Origin of the sequence: Paenirhizobium naphthalenivorans, from assembly GCF_007992095.1 — a bacterium.
In the GTDB taxonomy this organism is placed as follows: domain Bacteria; phylum Pseudomonadota; class Alphaproteobacteria; order Rhizobiales; family Rhizobiaceae; genus Allorhizobium; species Allorhizobium naphthalenivorans.
Genome location: NZ_BJZP01000022.1, coordinates 34605 through 55262, shown reverse-complemented (window position 1 = coordinate 55262; position 20658 = coordinate 34605). Strand labels below are relative to the sequence as shown.

At 62.7% G+C, this 20658-nt stretch carries 20 protein-coding genes; 2 read left to right on the top strand and 18 right to left on the bottom strand.

The features are described 5' to 3' along the window. The first annotated feature begins 6 nt into the window (after window positions 1-6). The gene (locus RNA01_RS17960; protein ID WP_147181591.1) at window positions 7-606 is read left to right on the top strand and encodes a TetR/AcrR family transcriptional regulator; all 600 of its coding nucleotides are present in this window, start codon (window positions 7-9) and stop codon (window positions 604-606) included. 97 nt (window positions 607-703) lie between these two features. Here RNA01_RS17960 and paaZ read toward each other — a convergent pair whose 3' ends face one another. The 14 genes from paaZ to RNA01_RS17890 form a co-directional block, all read right to left on the bottom strand. Further along, entirely contained in the window at window positions 704-2764 is a 2061-nt protein-coding gene (gene paaZ / locus RNA01_RS17955; RefSeq protein ID WP_147181590.1) for a phenylacetic acid degradation bifunctional protein PaaZ, read from the bottom strand. Between the two features lie 71 nt (window positions 2765-2835). Then, the gene (gene paaE, locus RNA01_RS17950; RefSeq protein WP_147181589.1) at window positions 2836-3912 is read right to left on the bottom strand and encodes a 1,2-phenylacetyl-CoA epoxidase subunit PaaE; all 1077 of its coding nucleotides are present in this window, start codon (window positions 3910-3912) and stop codon (window positions 2836-2838) included. Window positions 3913-3932: 20 nt separating this feature from the next. After that, window positions 3933-4454 carry a 1,2-phenylacetyl-CoA epoxidase subunit PaaD gene (paaD, locus tag RNA01_RS17945; RefSeq protein WP_147181588.1) on the bottom strand — a complete coding sequence of 174 codons (522 nt, stop codon included), beginning with the start codon at window positions 4452-4454 and terminating at the stop codon, window positions 3933-3935. A 10-nt stretch (window positions 4455-4464) separates the two neighbouring features. After that, window positions 4465-5241: a 1,2-phenylacetyl-CoA epoxidase subunit PaaC gene (gene paaC / locus RNA01_RS17940; RefSeq protein WP_147181587.1), complete on the bottom strand. Its 777-nt coding sequence runs from the start codon at window positions 5239-5241 to the stop codon at window positions 4465-4467. Then, a complete protein-coding gene (gene paaB, locus RNA01_RS17935; RefSeq protein WP_028737551.1) occupies window positions 5241-5525 on the bottom strand; it encodes a 1,2-phenylacetyl-CoA epoxidase subunit PaaB in 285 nt (94 codons plus the stop codon). Before paaB ends, paaC begins: the two co-directional genes overlap by 1 nt. Window positions 5526-5588: 63 nt before the next feature. Next, complete coding sequence (gene paaA, locus RNA01_RS17930; protein ID WP_147181586.1) at window positions 5589-6587, bottom strand: 1,2-phenylacetyl-CoA epoxidase subunit PaaA; 999 nt, start codon at window positions 6585-6587, stop codon at window positions 5589-5591. 17 nt (window positions 6588-6604) lie between these two features. After that, window positions 6605-7810 carry a 3-oxoadipyl-CoA thiolase gene (gene pcaF, locus RNA01_RS17925; protein WP_147181585.1) on the bottom strand — a complete coding sequence of 402 codons (1206 nt, stop codon included), beginning with the start codon at window positions 7808-7810 and terminating at the stop codon, window positions 6605-6607. A 172-nt stretch (window positions 7811-7982) separates the two neighbouring features. Beyond that, entirely contained in the window at window positions 7983-8858 is an 876-nt protein-coding gene (locus tag RNA01_RS17920) for a PaaX family transcriptional regulator C-terminal domain-containing protein (RefSeq protein WP_147181584.1), read from the bottom strand. Between the two features lie 201 nt (window positions 8859-9059). Continuing rightward, window positions 9060-10772 (bottom strand): hydantoinase B/oxoprolinase family protein, encoded by a 1713-nt coding sequence (locus RNA01_RS17915; RefSeq protein WP_147181583.1) that lies wholly within the window; start codon window positions 10770-10772, stop codon window positions 9060-9062. Continuing rightward, window positions 10769-12862: a hydantoinase/oxoprolinase family protein gene (locus tag RNA01_RS17910; RefSeq protein ID WP_371864076.1), complete on the bottom strand. Its 2094-nt coding sequence runs from the start codon at window positions 12860-12862 to the stop codon at window positions 10769-10771. Before RNA01_RS17910 ends, RNA01_RS17915 begins: the two co-directional genes overlap by 4 nt. 61 nt (window positions 12863-12923) lie before the next feature. Continuing rightward, complete coding sequence (locus RNA01_RS17905; protein WP_147181581.1) at window positions 12924-13508, bottom strand: amino acid synthesis family protein; 585 nt, start codon at window positions 13506-13508, stop codon at window positions 12924-12926. Further along, the gene (locus RNA01_RS17900) at window positions 13505-14086 is read right to left on the bottom strand and encodes an amino acid synthesis family protein (RefSeq protein WP_147181580.1); all 582 of its coding nucleotides are present in this window, start codon (window positions 14084-14086) and stop codon (window positions 13505-13507) included. The genes RNA01_RS17905 and RNA01_RS17900 overlap by 4 nt, the downstream gene beginning before the upstream one ends. Further along, a complete protein-coding gene (locus tag RNA01_RS17895; RefSeq protein ID WP_147181579.1) occupies window positions 14079-15008 on the bottom strand; it encodes a UPF0280 family protein in 930 nt (309 codons plus the stop codon). Before RNA01_RS17895 ends, RNA01_RS17900 begins: the two co-directional genes overlap by 8 nt. Before the next feature lie 23 nt (window positions 15009-15031). Beyond that, window positions 15032-16525 (bottom strand): 6-hydroxynicotinate reductase, encoded by a 1494-nt coding sequence (locus tag RNA01_RS17890; protein ID WP_147181578.1) that lies wholly within the window; start codon window positions 16523-16525, stop codon window positions 15032-15034. Between the two features lie 302 nt (window positions 16526-16827). On the opposite strand from RNA01_RS17890, the gene RNA01_RS17885 reads away from it, so the two are divergent. Further along, window positions 16828-17292, top strand: a complete 465-nt coding sequence (locus RNA01_RS17885) for a MarR family winged helix-turn-helix transcriptional regulator (RefSeq protein WP_147181577.1) — start codon at window positions 16828-16830, stop codon at window positions 17290-17292. Between the two features lie 12 nt (window positions 17293-17304). Here RNA01_RS17885 and RNA01_RS17880 read toward each other — a convergent pair whose 3' ends face one another. The 4 genes from RNA01_RS17880 to RNA01_RS17865 are packed head-to-tail and all read right to left on the bottom strand — an operon-like array spanning window position 17305 to window position 20579. Next, complete coding sequence (locus RNA01_RS17880) at window positions 17305-18003, bottom strand: ABC transporter ATP-binding protein (protein WP_147181576.1); 699 nt, start codon at window positions 18001-18003, stop codon at window positions 17305-17307. Window position 18004: 1 nt separating this feature from the next. Continuing rightward, entirely contained in the window at window positions 18005-18751 is a 747-nt protein-coding gene (locus RNA01_RS17875) for an ABC transporter ATP-binding protein (protein WP_147181575.1), read from the bottom strand. Further along, window positions 18739-19701, bottom strand: coding sequence for a branched-chain amino acid ABC transporter permease (locus RNA01_RS17870; RefSeq protein ID WP_147181574.1), 963 nt, complete (start codon window positions 19699-19701; stop codon window positions 18739-18741). Before RNA01_RS17870 ends, RNA01_RS17875 begins: the two co-directional genes overlap by 13 nt. Further along, window positions 19698-20579, bottom strand: a complete 882-nt coding sequence (locus RNA01_RS17865; RefSeq protein ID WP_147181573.1) for a branched-chain amino acid ABC transporter permease — start codon at window positions 20577-20579, stop codon at window positions 19698-19700. The genes RNA01_RS17870 and RNA01_RS17865 overlap by 4 nt, the downstream gene beginning before the upstream one ends. Between the last annotated feature and the right edge of the window lie 79 nt (window positions 20580-20658).

Genomic DNA, 20658 nt, shown 5'->3' with positions numbered 1-20658 from the left:
GAAATCATGGCTCGCACCCGGGCAACCGACTTTGAGGAAAAACGGCGCGGCATTCTCGACAATGCTGCCGCGGTATTTGCCGAACAGGGCATGGAAAAGGCGTCCATGTCTCAGATCGCGACCCACTCAAGCGTCTCCAAGGCGCTGCTGTATCACTACTATCCCAGCAAGGATGCGCTGATCTATGCGATCATCATCACTCATCTGGAAGAGCTTGATGAGGCGATCCAGGCGGCAGATGCCCCGGATGAAGCACCGGAGAAGCGGCTTCGGCGACTGGTCGGGGCGGTGCTCGAGGACTATCGCGGCGCCGACAACCAGCACAAGGTGCAGCTCAATGCGACATCGGCGCTGTCCGATGAGCAGAAGGCCGGCATAACCGAAATCGAACGGCGTATCGTGCGGCGCTTCTCGAACCTCTTGCGGGAGATCAATCCCGAGCTCGACAGTAAGGAGAGACCCCTGCTGATGCCCGTCACCATGTCGCTGTTCGGCATGATGAACTGGGTCTACATGTGGTTCCGCGATGGCGGCAGGATCACCCGCGACGACTACGCCGATGTTGCGACGACCTTGATTCTCGAAGGCATCAAGGCGGTCCGCTAAGACAGATCAGGCGATATTCCGCCGAAGGCCTTTCGCTCACGAACATTTTTCAAACCGACGGCCGGCCTTTGCGCCCGCCGTCGGTTTCTGCTTGTCCCTATGCCTTCCAGGTCTTGGCGACCATGGTCAGCACATCGTATTGCGCGACGACCGCACCGTCCTGGTTCGTGACCTGGCAATCCCAGCGCACTTCGCCATGATCGGCATTGGCACGCGGATTGATTTCCTTGCAGGTCAAGCGAACCTGCAGCGTATCGCCCGGATTGACCGGGGTCAGGAAGCGCAGGTTGTCGACGCCATAGTTGGCGAGAACCGGACCCGGATCCGGATCGACGAACAGGCCGGCGGCAAAGGACACGATCAGATAGCCGTGCGCCACCCGCCCGTCGAAGAACGGATTGGCCTTGGCGGCCGCTTCATCCATGTGGGCATAGAAGGTGTCGCCGGTGAAGCGGGCGAAGTGCTCGATGTCATCGAGCGAAACCGTGCGTTTTGCCGTGACGATCTGGTCGCCGATCTTGAGTTCGGCAAGCGACTTGCGGAACGGATGGACACTCGTGTCACCGGCGCCGGCGCCTTCGAGCCAGCGGCCGGTGACGGCAGAGAGCAGACGCGGGGTCCCTTGGACGGCGGTGCGCTGCATGTAATGCTTCACGCCGCGCATGCCGCCCATTTCCTCGCCACCACCGGCGCGGCCAGGACCACCATGAACCAGCCCCGCAAGCGGCGATCCATGGCCGGTCGAGGTCTTTGCCGACGCGCGGTTTCCGATCAGGATGCGACCATGGTACGGCGCCATGCCGATCACCATTTCCTCAGCGACCTTCGGATCATTGGTGAAGACCGAAGCCGCCAACGAACCCTTACCCATTTGTGCAAGGGCGATCGCTTCCTCGAGCCCCTCATAGGGCATCACGGTGGACACCGGACCAAACGCCTCGACATCGTGGATCGCGGAAGCGGAAAAAGGCTTGTCACAATAGAGAAGGACGGGATTGAGGAAGGCCCCCTTCTCGGCATCACCAGAGAACACACGCACATTGTCGGGATCACCCGCAACGATCTCGGCATCGGCCGAAAGGTCACGAATGCGCTCGCGCACTTCGTCGCGCTGGGCAAGGCTTGCCAGCGGTCCCATGCGAACCCCCTCGTCAGAAGGGTTGCCGAGCGTCGTCTTGCCAAGGCGATCGCCTAGCGCCGCGACCAGCGCCTGAACGTGGGCCTTCGGCGCAATCACACGGCGGATCGCCGTGCATTTCTGGCCGGCCTTCGACGTCATCTCGCGCGCCACTTCCTTGACGAAGAGGTCGAATTCCTCGGTGCCCGGGCCGGCATCGGGGCCGAGCACCGAGGCGTTGAGGCTGTCGGCTTCCATGGTGAAGCGCACCGAATTGGCGACGACCGCCGGGTGCGACTTCAGCTTGCGCCCGGTCCAGGCCGAACCGGTGAAAGTCACCGCATCCTGTCCCCCGACATGGTCGAGCAGATCGCCGACCGAACCGGACACAAGCTGCAACGCCCCCTCCGGCAGGATGCCGGTCTCGATGATCCGCCGCACCACGAGTTCCGTGAGATAGGCGGTCTGGCTTGCCGGTTTGACCAGCGACGGCACGCCGGCGATCAGCGTCGGGGCGATCTTCTCGAGCATGCCCCAGACGGGGAAGTTGAAGGCGTTGATGTGGACGGCGATGCCGTGCAGCGGGGTGAGGATATGCTGGGCGGAAAAGCTGTTGTCCTTCGACAGAAGTTCCACGTCGCCGTCGAGCAGCACGCGGGTGTTCGGCAACTCGCGCCGGGCCTTGGACGAATAGGACAGCATCGTGCCGATGCCGCCCTCGATGTCGACCCAGCCGTCGGCACGCGTGGCGCCGGTCAGGGCGCTCTCGGCGTAGAATTCCTCCTTCATGTCCATCAGGACCTGGCCGAGGGCTTTCAGCATCTGCGCCCGTTCGTGGAACGACAGGGCGCGCAAGTTCGGTCCGCCGACCTCGCGGCCATAGGCGAGTGCTGCGGCGAAATCGATGCCGGTCGAGTCGATGAATGCAATTGCGGCACCCGTCGAGGCATCGAGCAGCGGTACGCCTTGCTTCTCGCCGGGTGTCCAGCGGCCACAGACATAGCTTTCGAGACGGCGCGGAACGCGAGCCGAAACATTCATGAAGTTATCCTTCCTGGATCGGTTTATTCAGTGCGGTCGGCGGGGCACAAATGGCCCCGCCGCCTGGGAGGTTATTCGTCGTAGGAGAGCACGACCTTCTCGGTCAGCGGGTGACATTGGCAGGTCAGTACGTAGCCGGCTTCGACCTCGTAGTCCTCGAGCGCATGGTTGGTGTCCATCTCGACTTCGCCTTCGAGCACCTTCGCCCGGCAGGTGGAGCAGACGCCGGCCTTGCAGGAGAAAGGAGCATCCATGCTCTGGGCGATTGCGGCCTCGAGAATGCTGACGCCGTGCTTGGGCATGTTGAAGGTCCGCGTCGTGCCGTCGAGCGTAATCGTCGCCTCGACCACGGCCGCCGCCTCGTCGGCACTGACCGAAGCGACGCGGTTCTTGGCGCGGCCCGGCTGACCCGAAGCGAACAGTTCGAACTTGATCTGCTCGTCCTTCAGCCCGTGCGCCTTGAGGCTCGCGACGATGGTCAGCATCATCGGTTCCGGCCCGCAAATGAAGGCGGCGTCGATCGACTTCGGATCGATCCAGGTGGAAAACAGCGCAGAGAGCTTGTTCTCGTCGAGACGGCCGGTGAACAGGTCGATCTCCTGCACTTCGCTTTCCAGCACATGCAGGACGGAGAAACGGCCGAGATAGGTGTTCTTCAGATCCTCCAGCTCCTCGCGGAACATGATCGAGTTGATCTGCCGGTTGGCATAGACCAGCGTGAACTGGGACTTCGGCTCGCGTGCCAGGACGGTCTTGATAATCGACAGCAGCGGCGTGATGCCGGAACCGCCGGCGAAACCGAGATACTGCTTCCCGGCAGCCGGATCGATGTCCATGTAGAAGCGGCCCATCGGCGGCATGGCCTCGATCACGTCGCCCGGTGCCAGATTGCCGTTGGCCCAGTTGCTGAAGGCGCCGCCGTCGACGCGCTTGATGCCGACCTTAAGGACGCCCTCGTCCTTGCCCGCACAGATCGAGTAGGACCGGCGCAGTTCCTCACCGTCGAAATCATGACGGAAAGTCAGGTACTGGCCTTGGGTGAAGTCGAAGGCTGCGCGATCCTCCTCGCGCGGCTTGAGCGTGACGACCACCGCATCACGGGTCTCGTGGCGGATGTCGGTCACGGTCAGGGGATGAAAGCGTGCCATGCGTTATGTCCTCCGCATCCTCAGATGCACTTGAAATAGTCGAAGGGTTCCAGACAGTCGCAGCATCGGTAGCTCGCCTTGCACGGGGTCGAGCCGAACTGGCTGACCTTCTCCGTCTTGGTCGAGCCGCATCGCGGACAGGCGACGGCAAGGTTGGAGCCGGCAAGCCGGTTGGCGCGAGCCATCAGTCGCCCGTCGGCGGCCGTTCCGTCGATCGGCGGCGCGATGCCATAGGCGCGAAGCTTGTCGCGCCCCTCGGGGCTGATCCAGTCCGAGGTCCAGGCGGGCGACAACCGTCGTTCGAGCCGCAGCTTGTCGATGCCACGGGCCTTCAGCGCCGCCTCGATGTCGAGGTTGATCACACTCGTTGCCGGACAGCCCGAATAGGTCGGGGTGACCGCGACGACGAGGGTATCGCCGTCCCAGGCGACGTCCCGGATGATACCGAGATCGGTCAGGCTGATGACGGGAATTTCCGGATCCGGCACCTCGCCCAGCCAGCGCCAAATCTCTTCCGGTTCAGGCCTTGTCCTGGCGTCCATGACATGACCCTCACCAGACCGAGTTCGGATAAGCCCGCTGCAGGAACTGCATGTCGGCGAGGATGTAGCCCAGATGCTCCGTATGGATCCCGCGCTTACCGCCCTTGTGCTGGTAGCTCCCCTCGGGAACAACGAGCGTCGCCTCCGTGAGCACTTCGCCAACCGAACTGTCCCATGCCGCCTTGAGCGCCGAGGGAAGCGGTGCAATCCCCGCTGCCGCAACCGCCTCGTCGGCGGAATCGGCCAGGAACATCTCGGCCGTATAGGGCCACAGATCATCGAGCGCCTTCTGCATCCGGCGATGGCTTTCCTCGGTTCCGTCGCCGAGACGGATGACGAGGTCGGCCGAGCGCTCGAAGTGGTAGGACACTTCCTTCAGCGCCTTCTGGGCGATTTCCACGACGCGCGGATCGCTGGAGGCGACCAGCGCGCGGAGCATTTCGATGTGGAAGGCATCGAACAGGAACTGCCGCATCAGCGTCTTGCCGAAATCGCCGTTCGGGCGCTCGACGAGCAGCACATTGCGGAAGGCCGCGGCATCGCGCAGATAGGCGAGATTGTCCGCCGTGCGCCCCTTGCCTTCGACTTCGCCGGCCAGACCGAGCCAGAACTGGGTCTGGCCGATCAGGTCGAGCGCGACATTGGCGAGCGCGATGTCCTCTTCCAGGACGGGCGAATGACCGCACCATTCGGACACGCGGTGCCCGAGGATCAGCGTGTTGTCGCCCATTCTGAGCAGCCATTCGAAGAACGCGGCCTGATCGACCGCCGGGATCGCGGTCGCCATCACATATGCCCCACTTCAGCCGGGATGTCGAAGAAGGTCGGGTGACGATAGACCTTGGAGTTCGACGGTTCGAACAGCGGGCCCTTTTCCGACGGCGACGACGCCGTGATGTCGACCGACTTAACCACCCAGATCGACACGCCTTCGTTGCGGCGGGTGTAGACGTCACGGGCATTGCGGATCGCCATCTCGGCATCCGGGGCATGCAGGCTGCCGACATGGCGATGGTTGAGGCCATGTTGACCGCGGATAAAGACTTCCCAAAGGGGCCATTCGCTGGACATTGCTATTCCTCCCAAGTTCAGGTGACGGACGGGAGCGGGTGCACCGCTCCCGGATTGGATCGATCAGGCGGCCTTGCGACCGGCGCGGCGCGCTTCCTGCTTTTCGGCATGGGCCATCAGGCCGTCGCGGAACCACGCGCCTTCTTCCCAGGCGGTGACGCGGGCGCCAAGGCGCTCGGCATTGCAGGGTCCGTTGCCGGCGATGACGTTGAAGAATTCTTCCCAATCCGGCTCGGAGAAGTCGTGACCGCCCTTCTCCTCGTTCCAGCGCAGGTTCTCGTCGGGAATGGTCAGGCCGAGATACTTGGCCTGCGGCACCGTCTGGTCGACGAATTTCTGGCGCAGCTCGTCATTGGTATTGATCTTGATCTTCCACTGCATCGACTGCGCGGAATGCACCGAATCCTTGTCGGACGGGCCGAACATCATCAGTGACGGATACCAGAAGCGGTTGAGCGCATCCTGCGCCATGGCCTTCTGTTCCGGCGAGCCGGCGGCCATCTTCATCATGATGTCGTAGCCCTGGCGCTGGTGGAAGCTCTCTTCCTTGCAGATGCGGATCATCGCCCGGCTGTAAGGACCGTAGGAGGTCTTCTGCAGCTGCACCTGGTTCATGATCGCAGCACCATCGACCAGCCAGCCGACCGCGCCGATATCGGCCCAGTTGAGCGTCGGGTAGTTGAAGATCGACGAGTACTTCATCTTGCCGGAATGCAGCAGTGCCAGAAGCTCGTCGCGGCTGACGCCGAGCGTCTCGGCGGCGGAATAGAGGTAGAGGCCGTGGCCCGCCTCGTCCTGCACCTTGGCGAGCAGGATCGCCTTGCGCTCGAGAGTCGGCGCGCGGGTGATCCAGTTACCCTCCGGCAGCTGGCCGACGATCTCGGAATGCGCGTGCTGGCCGACCTGGCGGATCAGCGTCTTGCGGTAGCTCTCGGGCATCCACTCCTTGGGCTCGATCTTCTCGCCCCGGTCGATGCGCTCCTGAAAGGCCCGCTCTTCCGGCGACATCTCGTTCAGCGACTTCACCCGATCACTGTCGGTCTTGACCATTTGCGCATACATGGCGGTTTCCTCCCTGCTCAGATCCGTTCAATGATGATGGCGATGCCCTGGCCGACCCCGATGCACATGGTGCAGAGCGCGTAGCGTCCGCCGGTGCGGTGCAGCTGGTACATGGCGGTGGTGACGAGGCGGGCACCGGACATGCCGAGCGGATGCCCGAGCGCGATTGCGCCTCCATTCGGATTGACATGCGCGGCGTCGTCTGGAAGCCCAAGCTCCCGAAGGACCGCCAGCGCCTGGGCCGCGAAGGCCTCGTTGAGTTCGATCACGTCCATCTGCGACAGCGACAGGCCGGCGCGCGCGAGAACCTTGCGGACCGCCGGCACCGGGCCGACACCCATGATCCGAGGCTCGACACCCGCCGCCGCCATTGCCACGATCCTTGCCCGCGGCACCAGCCCCTGCTCCCTGGCCGTCGCCTCGGAAGCGATCACAAGGGCGGCGGCGCCATCGTTGACGCCCGAAGCGTTGCCGGCAGTGACCGTGAGATCGGGACCGTTGACGCCTTTCAGCCTCGCCAGTTGTTCGGCGGTGGTGCCGGGGCGCGGGTGCTCGTCGACCGAGACGACCAGCGGCTCGCCCTTCTTCTGCGGGATCGTGACGGGCACGATCTCGTCGGCAAAGACGCCGGCGGCCTGGGCGGCGGCCCAGCGGGCCTGACTGCGGGCGGCAAAGGCGTCCTGGTCGGCGCGGTTGACATTGTACTGCTCGGCGACATTGTCGGCCGTTTCCGGCATGGAATGGGTGCCGAACTTCTTCTTCAGTTCGGGATTGGGAAAGCGCCAGCCGATCGTCGTGTCGTAGACCGCGTTCGAACGGGAAAAGGCCGCATCCGCCTTCGGCATGACGAAGGGCGCCCGCGTCATGCTCTCGACGCCGCCGGCGATCACCAGGTCGCAATCGCCGCCGCGGATGGCGCGTGCCGCCATGCCGACGGCGTCCATGCCGGAACCGCACAGACGGTTGACGGTGGTTGCCGGCACGTTGATCGGCATGCCGGACAAAAGCACGGCCATGCGGCCGACATTGCGGTTGTCTTCGCCGGCCTGGTTGGCGCAGCCGTAGATGAGATCGTCAACCTTGGACCAATCGACACCGGGGTTGCGCGCCATCAGCGCGGCAAGCGGCAAGGCAGCCAGATCATCCGCCCGCACGGATGCGAGGGCCCCGCCATAACGGCCGACGGGCGTGCGCACGGCATCACAGATGAAGGCTTGCTGCATTGATCGACTCCTCCTCGGGCATCAGGTGCGGTTGACGCCACTCCGAATTAGCCAACCGATCGGTCAATCTATAATACCAAAACATCACACATAAAAGGATTTTTTTATGTTTCCTGTGATGTTCTGACTCAAAAAGCCGGAAGAAGACAATTGTCCTTTTTCTTTCATATGCTTATCGGGATTCCTCAAACGCGAGCGACTCCAGTCGCGCTACGGTCTCGGCTGTCTCAGCCGGTAGCTGACCATCCCGCCCTTCGAACTGGGCGCCGATATAGGTATCGGCCAAGGGGGAGAGTGACCGGTAAAGCCGGGAAAAAAGCAAGCGGGCCTCGGCACCCGGCCAGTCCTGGGGAAGCGCATCGGCGGGGAGACGCGGGTCACGCAGCAGCACAGAACGGTAAGCCTGAACCAACATAAGCCGCGCGCTCACCGCATCGGCGGGAGGCAGTGTCTCGCCCTGTTCGAAAGCCATCATCAGCGGCGAGAAAAGCGCGATCATGGATTGGTAGTCGTCGGAAAAAGACCGCAGATTCCAGAGCGTCGACGCATAGTCGGCCAGCAGGCCGCCATCCTTCATCACGTCAGCGCGGAAGGTGAGCCCAGGAATGGCAACGTTTGCTGCGTGATTGGGACGTAGATAGAGGTCAGGCCCCATGCGGCCGAGGCCGGCACGGCGCGCGACCTCGTCGGAAAGGTCCGGTGCGTGATGAATGAGGAACCCCTCGGCCGGCGACTGCGGGCGGTATAGCAGCGCCGCAGCAGCCGCGAATTCGGTTCGCGCGCCCGATGCCAGGCGATAATAGGACCGTCTGCCATCCCTCTCCCCGACCAGTTGTTCCGCCGCCACCAGACGCGAGACCGCGGTACGCACCAGCGTCTCGCTGATACCCAGCCGCGCGCAGATCTCGACCAGCGTGCCCATCCACAATACACCGCCGCGCGGCACGACAATATCACCGTAGATGGTGACGATCATCGCCGGCGCGCGGACCGTGAACTGCTCCTGGATACGGGAAAACCCTTCGGATCCGCGCACAGCAAGGGTCATGCTACCTCCCGAGATCCGTCCGGTGAACACGCTCGTCACCAGTCGAACATTACAATTTTGTGCCACAGGAGGTAGAGGCGTGACATCTGAATGTCAAATCTCAGGCGCATGCTTCACATGCGACCGCCGAACCGCTCACTGGCGGGTGATCCTGCGCGACAAAGCGCGAGAACTCATGTCATTTCTAAATGCCCACGCTTCCTAAAAACGTGTGGCCGCGCCGGTTTCGGAAACGACAACCCCGAACCGCTCGCGTGCCTGCTCTATCGTATAGCGTCCGAGACGCACGTCCTCGGCTACCAGAGCCGGATCGCGCTCATGGGGATCGCCATATCCACCGCCGCCTGGCGTTCCGACGCGAACCCGATCGCCGGGCTTCAACGGAATATCCTGCGCCTTTGAGAGATGTTCGGGCACCATCCATTCCCCCTCGCGCCAGACTGACACGGCATTCGCCATGCCGTCCTCGCCGCCAAGCGCACCCGGCGGCCCGAAACGGCCGTGATCCATGACGAAGCTCGCCGTCGCCTGGCCACGCAACAATTCCACCTCATAGTCGAGACCGAAGCCGCCACGCTGCTTGCCCGCGCCGCCGGAGCCTTCGCGCAGCGCATAGCGGTGATAGAGCACCGGAAACTGCTGCTCCATGATCTCGACCGGCGGTGCTTTTGAGATACCGATGGTCGAACAGCCGTTGGCAAGGCCGTCATTGTCGGCATTGCCGCCGTACCCTCCGCCAGAGATCTGATACATCACGAAGCCACGGTCGCGTTCCGGATCGTGGCCACCGAGGGCGAAGTTGCCAGATGTGCCGGCCGGTGCGGCCGTCACGCGGTCCGGCAAGGCTTCGACCAGCGCGCTGAAAACGGCTTCGGCGATGCGCTGGGACACTTCTGCGGCGCATCCGGAGACCGGGCGCGGGTATTGCGCGTCGAGGAATGTGCCTTCCGGACGGATGACCGTCAGCGGCTCGAAAGCTCCAGCCGAGATCGGCACGTCAGGGAAGATATGGCGCATCGCGAGGTAGACGGAGGATAGCGTCGTTGCCAGCACCGAGTTCATCGGCCCCATGCAAGGCTTAGAAGAGCCGGTGAAATCAAATTCCAACTCGCCATCGCGCGCCGTGATCGCCAGACGGATTTCCAGCGGTTCATTGACCACGCCGTCGCTGTCGACATAAGCGACCGAACGATAGACACCATTCGGAATCAGCCGCGCATAGGCCCGCATCTGGTCGGCGGCACGCACACGCAATTCGGCGATTGCCGCGCGCACGGTGTCATCGCCATAACGATCGAGAATACGGGTAAGCCTCTGCTCACCCACCAGAAGGGCGGCGGCCTGCGCCTTCACGTCGCCGATCCGCTGCTCGGAGACACGGATATTCGAGCAAATGATTGAGTAGATTTCTGTGTCGAGAACACCCTGTTTGAACAAGCGCACCGGCGGCAGGCGCAAGCCTTCCTGCTCAACAGAAGTCGCCGACGCCGAGAAGCCGCCGGGCACAGCGCCACCCGTGTCCGGCCAATGACCGGTATTTGAGAGCCAGCAGTAAATCTCACCGCCCCGATAGACCGGCATGGCAAAGCGCACATCCATGAGATGCGTGCCGCCGAGATAGGGATCGTTGACGATATAGATGTCGCCCGGCTTGGGCGCCGCCACCGTGCCGGCCTTGATCATCTCGATCAGCGTGCGGGTGGAATACTGCATGGTGCCGACAAAGACCGGTAGGCCGCCAACCCCCTGGGCGATCAACGAACCGTCTTCGGCCGAATAGATCCCGTCGGAGCGGTCGTTCGCCTCGGCGATGACCGGAGAAAAGGCAGCGCGCGAAAAAGTCAGGTCCATCTCATCGCAGACCTGCTGCAGGCCGGACTGGATGACGCTGAGCGTGATCGGATCAATACTCATTTGACGCCTCCAAGGGTGATGATGATGTTGCCGTCCCGGTCCTGAGCGCCGACATCGCCGGGTTCGATGATGATCGTCGTATCCATCTGCTCGATAATCGCCGGTCCGAGGATCTGCGCGTCGGCCGGCAGATGATCGCGCCAATAGATCGGAGTCTCCATCCATCCGTCGAACCAGACCCGTCGCGTGCCGGTTCGCGCCTCCGCAAGGGTCGCCTTGCGCCCGTCCGCATCAATTAGCAGCGACAGATCGATCTCGGCACGGCGCCCTATGACGGACGTACTCACGTTGACGAGGCTCGCCCGTATGTCGGAAAGCTCGACGCGAAAACGCTGAAAATAGACCTCCTCGAAGCGCTGTTGCAACTCCTCGATCGAGGGCGTCGGCGACGAAAGCGGCACACGCAGCAGATGGGTCTGGCCGACAAACTGCATGTCCACCGACCATATTTCTCGGATCTCGCGGATCGCGACAGCCTCCTTGTCGATCAGCTGGCGGCCTTCCGCCGACTGGCGCGCGAAGAGCGCGTGCACAGCGCCGATGTCGATCGAATGAAGCGGTCGGTTGATCGTGTTGACAAGGTCGTGGCGCAGATCGGCAACCACACAACCAAGCGCATTGGTGATGCCGGGTCGCGATGGCGTGAGCACTTTCGGAATCCCGAGTTCACGAGCAATCGCCGTGGAATGCAGCGGACCGGCGCCACCGAAGGCAAAGAGCGCGAAGTCGCGCGGATCTTCGCCGAGGCTAACCGATACCATGCGCACGGCGTCGGCCATACGCGCATTGGCGATGCGGATCACAGCAGCAGCGGCACCGATCGCATCTACCCCGAGGGGCTTGCCCAGCGTCTCCTCGAAGATCGCCGAAATGCTCTCGAGCGTCGGTCCGCCAGGAACGGAATTGAGCCGCGCCGGGTTCAAACGGCCAAGCAGCATGTTCGCGTCCGAAATGGTCGGAAGCACGCCGCCCCGCCCGTAGCAGATGGGTCCGGGTACGGCCCCGGCGCTTTCCGGCCCGACCTGCAGAAGCCCCGCCGACGTGATCCGCGCAATCGAGCCGCCACCGGCGCCGACGGTACGCACATCGACCATTGGCACATGAATGGGCATGGCATATTCGATCTCGATCTCGTTGGAGACCACCGGTTCCGCATTGCGGATCAGTGCCACATCGGTCGACGTACCACCCATGTCATAGGTGATGAGGTTCGGAATGCCGGCGCGGCGCCCGGTATAGGCGGCAGCCATGACGCCCGAGGCCGGGCCGGACATCACCGTCTTTGCGGCCTCCGCCGCCACATGACGGGCCGAGACCATGCCGCCATTGCCGTTCATGACGAGGACGTCATGCTTGTAGCCGCGCGCCGCAAGCTGGTCGGCCAGCCGCTCGACATAACGGCGCAGCAAAGGCTGGACGGAGGCATTGACCGCCGCCGTCACGCCCCGCTCATACTCGCGGCTTTCCGAAAGCAGGACGTGGCCGATGGTGATGTTCTCGTTCGGCCAGACCTCCCTTGCAATCTCGCCGGCACGCAATTCATGGGCCGGATTGGCGTAGGAATGTAAGAAGTGGATGACCAGCGCCTCGCACCCCTTTTCGATCAGGCCGCCAAGAGCGGTTCGCAGGGCCTCCTCGTCGAGCGGCACGATCACGTTGCCGCGCGCGCCCATGCGCTCGGGAATTTCAAGCCGCAGATCGCGCGGAATGATCGGCACGAAATGTCCCTTCATCCCATAGGCCTGCGGGCGGGTGCGCCGGCCAAGTTCCAGCACATCGCGAAAGCCCATGGTCGTGACCAGCCCGGTCTTGCAGAGATTGCGCTCGAGCACGGCATTGGTGGTCGTGGTCGTTCCATGGACGATCAGGTCGAGTGCGGCGACATCCGCCTCGGCGGCATCAAGCGCGTTCAACACACCCGTCGCCTGATTGTCCAGTGTGGTCGGCGTCTTGGCGAGACGCACCGTTCCGTGCTCGGAATCGAACAGGACGAGATCGGTGAAGGTTCCGCCCACGTCGATACCCGCCACCTGCGACTGGCGGCCTTCAGTTTTCGCTGGATTCTGTTGCACGGCCGTTCCCGATTTTATTTGTATACAAACGAATTTTGAGGCGACTTCCACCGACTGTCAAGCAGCAGGGAGCCGGAATTCAGCGCAATCCATCCTTGCCGACGACCTCATCGGCCGTGAGACCTCCAACGCGCGGCAACGGGCGTCCGCTATCGGTCACGGCAACGGCCACGACGATCTCGCCCGGACGGGGCGCGTCGTTGATACGCACCCGCATTCCGTCGAAATGCGAACGCACGAAGGCCGCATCCTTGTGTCCGAGGGGAATGTCGAGCACCTCGCCGGGCCCACCGCGCGCTTTGGAGGAGGGAATGAGCGCCGCGCCGCCGCCAAGGGCAGCACGCACCGGCTTGCCCATCGCCGGGTGAAGGAGCGCTGCCGCGTGTTCCAGTTCGCCGTCCTCGCCAACCAGTGCCGCCTTGCCGTAACTTTCGGCCTGCGCCGGAGCGATCCCGAGGGCAGCGACGCATTTTTCCGCCAGCAAGCCGCCGAGTTCGGCACCCATATCGATCAAGAGCGACAGGTCCTCCACATATTGTCCGGCAAAGGGATTGCTGATCACCGCAACCGCCGCGGCACGTCGCGTCGGTGGCGAGACCGGTCGCCCCGCCTCGCTCAACACCTCTTCAAGAAAAACAACGATCTTGCGGATTTCCGCCCTCACCGCAGGCCATCCTCGCCTTTGATGTCGGCGGCTTTCAGACCGCCGACGCGGGCATGAATCCGCGCGCCGGTTGTCATGACCAGCGCAAGAACGATTTCATTAGCGCGCGGCGCATCGCCGATACCCACTTCCATGGCGTCGAAATGGCTACGAACGTAGGACGCATTGATATGCGTGACCGGCACGTCGAGCCGCGTGCCCGGCCCGCCAACCTTCTTGGTTGACGGCACGATTGCCTTGGCATCGCCGAGGATTTCGCGCATGGCATATCCGCCGGGCACATGCCACAGCGCACCGTGTTCAAGCTCGCCTGCCTGGCCGACGATTGCACCCTTGCCATATCCCTCGATCGCATCCTTGCCGCCGAGCGCTTCTGAAAGCCGCCGCGCCATCTCCACGCCCAGCGGCTCCAGATCCTTCATGAAGCCTTCGATCTCCTCGTGATAGCTGCCGGCAAAGGGGTTTTCGACCACGGCAAGGATCGCCCCCTTCTTCAGCGGCTCTGCAACGGGCTTGCCGCCATCGTGGTAGATTTCCTCGATGGTGATGGCGAATTTCCGGACTTTTGGTTCAGGCATGGCGACGATGCTCCGCTGGCAAGGGTGATGATCGGATAAAATGAGAATGATTGCATGACGGCACGGCGACTAGCCGGCCTTCGCTACGCAGAAACAGCCCGGCGCGATGAACGAGGCCCTGCGCGATGAAGCGTTCCGCTTCCGAGACGCCGGCGGCAAGCGCCGCATCCAACTCTGCAAAGGTCAAAGCCGCGCAGCCGGTAACAACCAGTCGCTCGCCGAGATCGCTGTCGTCGACGAGATCGACCGCACGGGCCCGAGCGATCGACGGATGGCCGGGAAGATCGACGGCATTGGCAACAAGCGTCGCAGCCGCATCGGCAATAGCCGCGCTGGCAGCGGCAACCGTCACGGAATCGGCAATCCCCATGGACAGGCTGCGCCCACCCCGACCGCTGGTGGCAATCCCCCGGCTCGGGTCATCATGGCCAATCCTGAGATCGCCGAAGGCAATTCCGTCCTCGCGCGCCATGCGGACACGGAATTCGGCACCGGGCTCCTGATGAAGGGCAATGTCGCCGCCATTGTTCACATAGATGCGGGCGGGCCGCCGATCCGCAGGAAAGACAGCCAGCATCGCCGCCAGGACTTCGTCGGCGACAGCCCCCGCAACAGCGGCCATCGGCGTGATGAAACGGTAAGCCGCAAAGGGGCGCACGGCCTCCATCATGCGGCGGGCGACCGGATTTTCCGGCCGGATACTGCCCGGCCGCACGGCCTGTTTCAGTAAAGGCAGTTCGGCGACCAGCTCGTCAAGAATGGTAGAAAGGCGGGCAAAGGCGGCATTGAAAGCAGCCGTGCGCTGCTCCGAGATGCCGGGGCCTTCGCCATCGACGCCGATAACGAGATCGATCGGTCCATGCTGCAAATGCAGCCGCCCCTCTTTGTGCCCGTCGAGATAATATGCCGTCGGCCGCCCCATGGACCTCTCCTGCCCGGTCAGGTTCATGCACCCCAGCGAAAGTTGCGCTCGTCGGTTGGCCAGGCGCCGGAGGCCACCGGGCCGATCTTGCGTTCGGCCAGCGCGAGCGCCTCCTCGATCGGGACGACTGCCTCCATATGACCGCCAAGCGCCTCATAGTCGGAAAGCCGCATGGTGAACTCGATCGGCGCCACGAGTGCCGGCGTCGGCACATAGCCAAAGGAGTTGCTCGGCATTTCGGTCACGTCCGCCATGACGGTAATACCGCCGCCCGGCCAGACATAGGCCGGCGCCCCGCCACAGGACACATGGGTGAGTGCTTCCTTTACCGAACGGGTCAGCCGCACGGGATTGTTCGTTACCCCGGCCCGCAGGCTGCCGCCCGCCCCGCCCATGAACAGCACGGAGGCGAGCGCCGGCTCGCAATTCTCCTCGATGATTTCCACCGACTGCTGAAGCGGAGCCGGTAGCGCAGATTGCAGCACCGGCCTCAGATTTTCATCCAGAATGTAATAGCCATATTGCTCGCCGGTGGTGGACACCATCAGCATCCGCAGCCCCGGATAGGCAGTCTTCGGATCGAAATCGCCGAGGATGGCGAGCGGGTCGGTAATGTCTGTGCCGCCCCAGCCGGTGCCCGGTGCAGCCACCTGGAAATAGCGGCCCGGGGTTGAGCGCCGTCCCTTGATCTTGATGCCGGTGGCCGGAATATCAAGAAGCTTGCCGGCCTGGTGTTCCGACAAAACCCCGGTGATATGGTCGTCGACGACGACGACCTCATCGACATGGCCCAGCCATTGACGGGCAAACATGCCGATGGTCGCCGAGCCGCAACCGACGCGCATCCGCTGTTCCTGCTCACCGTTGATGATCGGCGCCTCGCCTGCCGTCACGACAAGCGTCGAGCCGCCGTCAATCGCCATCTCGACGGCTTGCCCGTTGCAGAGTCTCAACAGCGCATCGCAGGTAACCCGGCCTTCCTTCTTGGATCCGCCGGTCAGGTGATGCACACCGCCGAGCGATAGCATCTGCGAACCATACTCGCTGGTCATGACGTGCCCGATCGGTTCTCCATCGACCCGAACTGCGGCCGCTTCCGGCCCGAGAAAACGATCGGTATCGATCTTCACCTTGGCGCCGCAATAGCTGAAGATACCCTCAGTAACGACCGTCACCATGTCGACGCCGTTTTCCTTGCGCGAGACGATGAAGGGCGCCGGTTTGTAATCGGGATAGGTCGTCCCGGCACCGACGGCGGTCACGAAAGCATTGCGGGACTGGACGATGTCCCCATCCCAATCGGCAGCCCCCCCGGACGGCAAGAAGGCTACGATCTTGCCGCCTTCCGCCTCGGTCGCCTCGATGACCGTCAAGGGATCGACGCGAATAAGTTCCCCCGCCACGTTGGCGTAGCGGTCACAGGCACCGGCGCGGCCATCGGCAATGTAGCACATCACCGGACAGGCATCGCAGCGGATCTTGCCATTGAGCGTGCTTTCGACCTGTTGCTTGACCATGGAGACCTCCTCCGAAAGCGTCCGGCATTGCGGACGGTGTGCCTTCACGATGCATTCGGGAGCTTGTCCCGGCTGTGTATTTCATTTGTATACGAATGAGTATCAACCCGACCGAAACCACTGTCAAGCACGCCGCCCGTTTGGGAAGCCCCCGCCCGCAAGTCCGTCAGCCACCATGCCAACAACACCCGCCTCCACATCCGAACCCTTGCCCCGCACGGCTTTCCCCACCCTGACATTGACAATCGCGCCCACCCGTTTAAACCCGGACTCGCAAAGGTCGCTGCCAAACGGAACTCGCCATGGCCGTCAAACGGCAGAAAAACAAAACGATCGAGAACAAACAATCTGATCCGGGTGACTATCAGGTCGATCAGCAGATTGGATTTTTCCTGCGTCAGGCCAATCAACGCCATGTCTCGATCTTTACGTCACTGATCGGCGACAAGCTGACAACGACCCAATGGGCGGCACTCACCAAGCTTGGCCAAATCCAACCCTGCTCGCAAAACCTGCTTGGCCGCGAAACGGCCATGGACGTCGCCACCATTAAGGGTGTGGTCGACCGCCTGGTCAAGCGCGGTCTCATCCGCACCGAACCCGATTTGACTGACGCCCGCCGCCTCGTCCTGTCTCTGACCGAAGATGGCCAGGCAGTGATCGAAAAGAACCTTTCTGCCGCTATCGAGGTCACGGAAAAGACGCTTGAGCCTCTGACCGCCGGCGAACGGATGATGCTGCTGGAACTCATCCGCAAGATCGGCTGAGTCGAGGCCATCTTAGCCGACCCCGACATAGCGACCGAGCAGCGACGGATCATCCTTCAGCGCCTGCACCGGCATGACAGCCTGCGCCCTGCCATTCTCGACAAAGCAGACCCGGTCGGCAACCGACAGCACGGCCTCGACCCGCTGTTCGACCAACAGGATTGCTTTGCCCCGATCGCGCAACGTCATTACCACCTCGCGAATGGTCGCAATCATCGACGGCATCAAGCCTTCGGTCGGCTCGTCCAGCAGGATGACGGAGGGATCAATGCAAAGCGCCCGGGCGGTTGCCAGCATCTGTTGCTCGCCACCGGACAGTGTGCCTGACACCTGGCCCATCCGTTCCTCCAGCCGTGGAAATAGTGCAAGCGCCTCCTCCAGCACGGAGCGCGGGCTTTTGCGTGTCATCAGGCCGATTTCGAGATTTTCCCGCACCGTAAGCTCAGAAAAGAGCCGTCGCCCCTGCGGGACATAGCCGATCCCCCGTTTTGGCACTTCGTGGGGCGAGAGCTTCGTGAGTTCCTCTCCCTCGAGCCTCACGCTGCCGGCGCGCGCCGGCATCAGCCCCATGATCGCCTTGAGCGTCGTCGTCTTGCCCGCGCCATTGCGCCCGAGCAGGCACAGAACCTCGCCCTTGGCGAGCGAAAGCGACATACCTTTAAGCGTCTGGCTGTTGCCGTGATAGACATCGAGGTCCTTGACTTCCAGCATCTCAGTCAGCTCCGAGGTAGACCGCTTGCACGGTTTTATTGGCGCGGATTTCCTCCGGCGTACCGTTGGCCAGCAGTTCGCCATGGTCGAGCACCGTAATGCTGTCGGCAAGCTGCATGACGACCGGCATATTGTGCTCGATCAGCAGCACAGTGGCCGAGCGGGCGATCTCTTTGACCAGCGCGCAGAAATTCTCGATCTCGCCATCGGAAAGCCCCTGGGTCGGCTCATCGAGGATGAGCAGCCTGGGTTCGAGCGCCAGCCCCATGGCGACCTCCAGAAGCCTCTGGTGACCATAGGACATCGTGCCGGCGAGATCCCCAGCCCTTTCGCCGAGACCGACCCGCTCCAGCGCATCGCGCGTTTTCCTATGCAAGAGGTCACGCGCCGACAGTCCGGCCGGTTTCGGTGCCCGCCGCTGGGCGCTTTGCACCGACAACGCCACATTCTCGAAAGCCGTCAGTCCCGGGTAGATGCTGGTGATCTGGAACGTGTAGGCAATGCCGTCGCGCACCCGCTTGTGGGCGGGATCTTTCGTGATGTCGCGACCGAGGAATTCGATGGATCCGGCGCTCGGCGCGATGCGACCGGACAGCAGCGACACGAATGTCGTCTTGCCGGCGCCGTTCGGGCCGATCAATGCGCGGATCTCGCCCTCGCGAATCTCGAAATCGACCTCATTCACGGCCTTCAGCCCACCGAAATGGCGCGTCAGCCCCTTCGTCTTGAGCAGGGTCACGGAAGCCATGGCCACCACCTTTCACGGATCGTCCCGAGGATGCCCTTGGGGAAGTAGAGAACCAGCAGCACCAGCGCGACACCGGTCACCAGAAGATAGGCGGCCGTGTAATTACTGGCGATGTCGATCATGTAGAACATGGCGGCCGTGCCGATCAGCGGCCCGAGAATGGTACCGGCGCCACCGAGCAGGGTGAACAGCAAAGGCTCGATGGAATACTGGATGGTGGCAAAGGTCGCCCCGATATAGCCAAACAGCAGCGCGTAGGCCGCACCCGCCATTGCCGAGATCGTGCCGGAGAGCACCACAGCCACCAGCTTCAGCCGGAAGGTGTCATATCCAAGCATCAAGGTGCGCGGCTCGTTCTCCCGGATCGCGATCAGCACCCTGCCGATCGGGCCCTTCACGACGGCAAAGATGACCACCAGCGCGACAACCAGCAGCCCGAGCGCAAGGTTATAGCGCTGCGCGGCGTTGGTCAGATCGACATGCAGGCCCAACAGATCGAAGCTGCGTGCCGCCTGTGGCATGGTCAGACCTTCTTCCCCACGGGTGAAGTCGGTGAAGTAGGTGGTCGTGAGATAGGCCACCTGCGCAAACATCATAGTGACGATCATGAAGGCGACACCGGTCGTCCTCAGGGAAATCAGACCGATCACCAGCGACAGGGCGAAACCGGAGGCGATGCCGATCAGGAAGGCAACAGGAACGCCCCAGTCCGTGTAATAGGCCGTCAGTCCGGCCCCATAGAGACCGGCCGCGAAAAACATCGCATGGCCGAGGCTGAGGAGCCCTGTGTAACCGAACAGCATGTTGTAGCCCATGGCGTAGACCGCAAGCACCATGACGCGGGTCATTGCCAGGTGGTGATAGTCTGGCAGCACAAACTGCAAACCGAACAGCAGGGCGACGAGACCAAGGTGAAGCGCCAGAACGCGACCGAAGTGAGATTTCGTCATCGTGCCTTCGCTCCGAAAAGCCCTTCCGGCTTGAAGACCAGCACCAGCGCTACCAGCAGGGTCGAGATCATCTTCGCCAGCGTCGGCGAGAAGAACACCGAAATAATGCCGTCGCTCAAACCAATCAGAAGGGCCGCGACAACGGTGCCGCGCAGGCTGCCCAGTCCGCCGATGATGACGACGATGAAGGACAGAAGCAGCGGATCGAGCCCCATCAGATAATGGGCCTGACGGATCGGCACGATCAGCACTGCGGCCACGGCCGCGAGCATGGCACCGGCGGCGAAGACGAAGGCGTAGACCCGCTCAATCGGAATGCCGAAGGCTTGTGCCGTTTCACTGTCGAACTGGGTCGCTCGCATAACAAGCCCCAGCCGCGTCCGGCTCAGCACGAACCAGACCAGCAAAAGCAGAACGCCCGCAGCCGCGATCACGAACAGATTGTAGCCTGAATAGCCGAACCACGGCAGCTGTATGCGGTAGTAGAACGGCGCGGTCACCGGGCGCGCATCGGGACCGTAGGTGAGCAGCACCGTCTGCTGGATGATGTAGAGCATGCCGATCGTCGCGACGATGGTCGATTCCGGATTGTAGTTGAGCCGCTTGAGGATGAGGCGCTCACCGGTAAGGGCCACCGCTCCGACCACCATCGGACTGATGATCAACGCCACGAAGAAGGCGATCGCAGGAGGCAGGCCGATCGTCGAAGTCACCCACCAGGCAACGACGGCGCCGAGCATATAGAACTCGCCATGGGCGACATTGACAACGCGCATGACGCCGAAGACCAGCGAAAGCCCGAGCGCCGTGAGGGTCAGGACAGCCGCCTGAAGCAGCCCCTCCAGCGTTGCCAGCAATAAAAATGGACCAAATGCCAAAGTCTTGCTCCTAAAGCACGAGCCATGTCGCCCGCGCCTGCAGGTTACCAGTCGAAAATGGAAGGGAAAGAGCGATCAG